Raw genomic sequence first — 5,762 nt, forward strand, 5'->3', positions numbered from 1 at the left:
CCGGGCTTTGCTGCGCATGCTCCTGCAGTGTGGCGGCCGGCGCAACGTGCGACGACGCGGTCTGCGATTGTACCGAGTCCTCGCGCAGTGGCCACGTTGGCTTCAGCGCGGGAGTGGGGCGGTTCGGATGCGGTTGCGTCGATTCGGCCAAAGGCAGGGGATGCCGCGGTACAACGCTCTGGGAATTTGGCGAAGTACGATGGCCCGGGTCGACCGGCGGAGACGCTGGCTGCGATGACAGTTGCGTTACGGTCGGCGTCGTTGGAACAGAGTCGACCCACGATGACGCCGAGGGCGATGTGGGGGAGGGCGATTGCTGTCCGAGTACCTTCATCTTTTCGGCTATCGCGCGCTTCAACACGTCCCCCAGGGTGCCGGCGTCCGAGCTGGGCGTGCTTCGTGCGCGGGGCTGAGCAAGTTTCTTCAGTTGCACACCGTTTCTTATATCGGCGAGCAGATCCCCACGCGCATCATTTGACGTGGCTCGATTGACTTCCGAAGTCTCTGCCCCTCCTGCGACGAGCGCATTCGCTGGAAGTCGCGTCGATTCGGCCGGAGGCACGGGAAGCAGCGACGCAACGCCCGGGGAATTTGGCGCAGAAGGATGGCGCGGGGAGACCAGCGAAGGCTCCGGATGCGATGACGGTTGCGTTACGGTCGGCGTGGTTGGAACAGAGTCGACCCTCGATGACGCCGAGGGCGATACGGGGGAGGGCGGATCCGATTCGTATGCCGCGCGCCGTTTGCGCATCTCGGTCCCAATCGTTGTTTCCGTAGAGGGGGCGTCGGCCGAGCTAGGCGTGCTTCGTGCGCGGGGCTGAGCAGGTTTCAGTTGCACACCATTTCTTATATCGGCGAGCAGATCCCCACGCGCATCTTTTGACGTGGCTCGATTGACTTCCGAAGTTTCTGCCTCGCCTAAGGCGAATGCCTCCGCTGGAAATCCGAGCGTGAGCGGAGCGATCGACGAACACAATAGACGCGCGAAGCGCCGAGATTGGACAGTCGATGCGCGTTGCCCGGAGTCTTGTCGAGCATGAGGGGGAGGAAGATTTCGATGTTTCGTAGCGGGTTTCATAGTGAGAATGTATGGAATGAATAATGACCAGGTCAAAAAGCCTGCGCGGTACGCCTGAAGCTGTTCCAGCCGACGAGAGGTTGCCGGAATCAGTCGGCGATAGAACTGTTAGTTGTATGAATAACCTGGCGATACCACGAACCGATCGAACTTTTCGCTTGATCTGCTCGACGCTCACGAGCCGCACACATTCGTATTGCCGCAACGTGCCCGCGTGGCGCGGGCACGCCGACGCATCGGCATCGTCGAAGTTCGCGCTCACGCCGTTCCAGCAGCTGTTGCATACATGGGGATTGATCACTCGGTACAGCGTGTCGAACTCGCTGACCGGGTGCGTGAATCCGCTGATGAGCACGACGGGTGCGCCGGAAGCCCATGCGAGCCACGCGAGATCGCCGGGCACGCCTCATGCTGCAGCCACCGCGCGCGCTCGGTCCACGGTGTGCCGGGCGCAAGAGTGTGCGCGGCCTGCGCGAGCGCGCTGCTTTCGTCGGCAACCTCAGCGAACGTGTCGAACTGATGCCTGAAGACGCGCTTGCCGCCTGCGTCGATCTCGATGTCGATCGAGATCGCTGAGCAGGCGCTCGACCTGCCAGTAGCTGATGCCCGCGTACCACGCGCGCGTCGATTCCGGCGCGCGCGCGTATACGCGAAAGCGCTTGCCTTCGTCGGCCGCATCGGGCACGAGATAGTGCGTGCTGACGGGCCGCGTATCGGATCGGTGAGCAGCGCGACGGAGCGCGCGAGTCCTCGTTCGGGACGCAATCGACATGTCGATCACGACGCCATGCGCGCCGCCGGCAGCGATGCGCGCGCAATGAATCGGCGGCGTTTTGCGTTCGCGATACCGTCGCGTCGTGATTGGCGTGGTTGGCTCATTTGGTGGTTCCTCTTGGGCGAGCGCCAGGCGCGATCCCGGTGACGGGACGACCGCGATTCGCATCGCGATGCGTACACCGACAGAGCAGATTCGATAGCGGTGGCGCCGATCGCCCGGTAGATCAGTCAGCAGCGCGATTATTTCAAGCGGCCGGTATTGGGGCGTCGGGGAAACAACCGATATTGAGCGATTCGAGCGCGCCGCTTTGATCGATGTCGGAATGCGCACGAGCGTCGGAAAGCCGCGCGGGCGGAATCGGCCGAAGGCCGGAGCCACGGTGCGAGCTCGACCACCTTACGAGGCCAGGTTGATTGCCGCATAAGTTGCTGTACGTTAAAACGAGGCAGCGTCAACTTGCGAATGTAGGGCGGTACGATCGACGACTTGAACTTGATGCCCGAGCCCGAACGGTCGCGGACCTTTGGCACCTTGACCGGCACCGGGCCCACAGCGGTGACGATTTCGCGCTCTGGCAGGTAGCCGTTGCGCACGAGCGCCCGCCGTCCATCGATCGTCTTCACATTCGAATACTGCTCGAGCATTGCCGCCAGTTCCGCCTCGATTGCCTGCTGGATGATCCGCCGCGCCCCTTGCTGGATCAGATCGTCCAGGCCGGCCGTACCCTTGATGTTTGCTTCTGCCGTTTGACTGTCGCTCGTATCCTGCGTATGTTTCGCCATGGTGGTGGAGTTCGATTGAGGAAGTGTTACCGTGAGAAGCAACATTCTCCTTCAATCGCCACCGCCTTCTCCTGCCTCCTCCCTACGCCGCGTACACCACTTCCAACGATAGCTCAGAAATATCCGACCATCGTGCAATCGTGGCAGCGCGCATGGGAGCACGTCATACCGTTCTTCGTGTTTCCGCCGGAGATTCGAAGGGTTGTGTACACCACGAATGCCATTGAAAGTCTGAACATGCAACTGCGCAAGATCATCAAGACGCGTGGTCACTTCCCGAATGACGAGGCGGCGATCAAGCTGCTCTGGCTGGCGCTGCGCAACGTGCTGGCCAAGACCGTGCGGGCCGCCTTCGACTGGAAATCAGCGATGAACCAGTTTGCTATCCTGTTCGGCGAGCGATTTATGCAGGCGCGCGGATAACGCGCTGTTCAACCGCCTCGCCCACAAAAATGCGGACAGGTTGGCCAGCGTTTGCTGCTTCATCGTCGTTCGCCTTTCTCAGTCATGCACACCGATCTATGACGCATGAACTACAGGGACGGTGAACTTAATCAGCATTGCCCTTACTAAATAGACCCTAGGAAACCAGGAATCATTATGCCATTCGGAGTAGGAAATATTGGATTGCGCGGATTTTGTCCTGACCTCATGTCGACCACGCCGCCCACCTCACGAGCCGATAGCAACAGGCCGTCAACCGACATGCAGTCGCCGGCAATGGTCTACTCACCCGAGAAGCACGGCACGGTCCATGACTTCGAGAAAAGCGATGCCTATACACAGTTTCACCAGGAAATGAGCGCGACGCTCGCCCACCTGAATGAATTTGCGGCTGAACACGCCCCATACGATGCCAAAGACATAGAAACGCGCGTGGACACATTCAAGGAGCGCCTGTTCAACCTGGAGCGCAACTACTACTCGACCCAACGCGTGGCGTTCTATGGGGAAGGCAAACGCGTCTTCGACCTGCTGCACCGTTTGTTGCAGAATGACGACATCGACCTTCACCTGCGCACCAGCGCCGTGCGCAATGTAGCGGGCGAGCTTGGGGTCTGTGGACCGGGTATGATCACCAAGCTCATCACCGAAATCGATCGGCTCTGCAACACGAATTGCGGCTTGCTGGCGGCCTCCTGGCAGCTCAAACACGACATCATCGAACAGTGCATCTCCGACTATGTATGTAAGCACCGCATATATGGGCCAGGCAATGAGGTTCACGAAGTCTCGGCATTTATGAACTATGGAGCCGAACGACTGGGTATTTCCTCTCCGCCCGATCCCTTTGCCCCGCGGGATGTCGCACCTGAACAGCTGGAAGCGTGCATGAAGGTCGTGGAGGACTATGTGTCCCCAAGCCGCTTGGCGTTAGCGATGGCAGACCGCTATCAGCAGATCTACCTCGACCGGCTGAGTGAAGAGACGAAAATTGCACCTGATCAGCTGATCTGCGGCGTCGAATACGACGATGCCATCGTTAAAACGGCCAACCGACTTGCGCGCGAACTGGCGTCGACCTATGGCGCGGATACCGTCAAAGAAGGCAGCGCCAGCATCTTGGTATTCGACGACGCGGGCGGCAACGAGATCGTGCGCGTGCCGACCGACCCCACCCTGCTCGCGAGAGACATTTTGCGCGCACAACATGAAGCAGGACTCGTTGAAGCGGTCTACAAGGAAGGGGAACTTGTCTTGGACTGGAACGAGCCTGGCACCGGCCTCAAGGTCGAGATTCGGCACAACGATGAATCACTCGTCTGGACCACGGTGGGTGGCTTGGTCGAACCACTGACGGTTGCGCACCTGACACAATTTTCGAAACCGGAGCTGGAAACGCGTCAGGCACAACAGCCCAAATTGACAGCGGCACTCAGACATGCCGTGCTCGAGCACGAACCCGCTGAAGCGTTGATGAACCTTCCACCGCAATGGCTGCCCCCCGAGAGCTGCGCCCCCTTTCTGTCCAAGCTTAGCGATGATCAGGCGATCGCCTACCTTAAGGCCAACGGCAGCGACTTGACACCCAAGCAGCAACGCGCATTCGCAACAGCGGTAGGCAATCAGCAGCGACTACCGCTGCTTGATCACGTCGGTTCGTGGTGTGTGGGTTCGCCCCCAGCTCAGCTTGCGATGGTTCTCTGGCTGAGCGAAGTCCTTTCCACCGGCAATGCTCAAGCCGTGGCGCTGATCGGGACACATCTATTGCACGCCGTCGCGGATACCATTTATGGTTCTTTGGCGCACGAGAAAGTGCTGTACAACCTTCTGTCGGTGAACGGGCCCGGCACCCTCCTGTACAGGGCCATGGACGCAGGACATGACAAGGCGGTACAAGCTTTCCTCGACTTAGTGCTGACGTCCGGCGGCGCGGCAAAGCGATTCTCGCCAACGCACATCGCCAACCTGCTGAGCGCAAAATCCAAGAACGGTGCCTCCGGGCTTGATCGAGCTAGGGAAAACGGTCATGTAGATGTTGTCAAGACATATCTTCAAGCCGTCATGAACGCTTACTGGGACAAGCGTATCTCCCCCGAGCAGTGCGTTGAACTGGGGGTAGATACAGCGCACCTTGCGCAATTTCCGAAACAGAAGCTTGAAACGCTTCAGTCGCAGCAGCCCAAGTTGATGGCGGCGCTCGGGCGCGCTGTGATCGAGCGCGAATCCGCTGAAGCGTTGATGACCCTTCCACTGCGATGGCTGCCCCCCGAGTGCTACGCCCTCTTTCTGTCCAAGCTTAACGATCAGCAGGCGAGAAACTACTTTGAGGCTGTGATCGAGCGCGAATCCGCTGAAGCGTTGATGACCCTTCCACTGCGATGGCTGCCCCCCGAGTGCTGCGCCCTCTTTCTGTCCAAGCTTAACGATCAGCAGGCGAGAAACTACTTTGAGGCCAGCCGCAGCGATTTGACAACCGCACAGAATGACGAATTCATGAAAGCGATCTACAAGCAAAGACGACCACTAGATCTGTTGATGTTCTTCGTAAAGGGTCCGCCGACAACTGGTTGAACCGCCCCGGGAATCGTGTCGACGTAGCAACACGGGATCGGTGGCTGATCGATCACAAAGCTGTCCTGTTCTATCTGCCTGCCTACAGTCCCGAACTCAACAAGATCGA

General features: G+C 59.3%; 2 protein-coding genes and 4 pseudogenes. 2 read left to right on the forward strand and 4 right to left on the reverse strand.

The features are described 5' to 3' along the window. The 4 genes and pseudogenes from ACPUER_RS35675 to ACPUER_RS35690 form a co-directional block, all read right to left on the reverse strand. On the reverse strand, nucleotides 1-1,078 hold a 1,078-nt coding region (locus ACPUER_RS35675), incomplete at its 3' end, for a WH2 domain-containing protein (protein ID WP_425133438.1). Nucleotides 1,079-1,205: 127 nt separating this feature from the next. Then, nucleotides 1,206-1,579 (reverse strand): annotated as a pseudogene (locus tag ACPUER_RS35680) (autotransporter strand-loop-strand O-heptosyltransferase); the annotation flags it as partial. Between the two features lie 73 nt (nucleotides 1,580-1,652). Then, nucleotides 1,653-1,957 (reverse strand): annotated as a pseudogene (locus ACPUER_RS35685) (N-acetylmuramoyl-L-alanine amidase); the annotation flags it as partial. A 354-nt stretch (nucleotides 1,958-2,311) separates the two neighbouring features. After that, a pseudogene (locus tag ACPUER_RS35690) lies at nucleotides 2,312-2,638 on the reverse strand (transposase); the annotation flags it as partial. Nucleotides 2,639-2,752: 114 nt separating this feature from the next. Here ACPUER_RS35690 and ACPUER_RS35695 point away from each other — a divergent pair. Together ACPUER_RS35695 and ACPUER_RS35700 are read left to right on the forward strand one after the other, a co-directional pair. Beyond that, nucleotides 2,753-3,061 (forward strand): annotated as a pseudogene (locus tag ACPUER_RS35695) (transposase); the annotation flags it as partial. A 297-nt stretch (nucleotides 3,062-3,358) separates the two neighbouring features. After that, complete coding sequence (locus ACPUER_RS35700; protein ID WP_425133439.1) at nucleotides 3,359-5,653, forward strand: hypothetical protein; 2,295 nt, start codon at nucleotides 3,359-3,361, stop codon at nucleotides 5,651-5,653. Nucleotides 5,654-5,762 lie beyond the last annotated feature (109 nt).

It is taken from the genome of Burkholderia sp. DN3021 (assembly GCF_049805555.1).
GTDB lineage: Bacteria > Pseudomonadota > Gammaproteobacteria > Burkholderiales > Burkholderiaceae > Burkholderia > Burkholderia pyrrocinia_C.

What these genes read in the sequence shown, in the direction of transcription:
- ACPUER_RS35700 (WP_425133439.1), top strand. Translation starts at nt 3,359, where the DNA reads ATGGTCTACTCACCCGAGAAGCACGGCACGGTCCATGACTTCGAGAAA.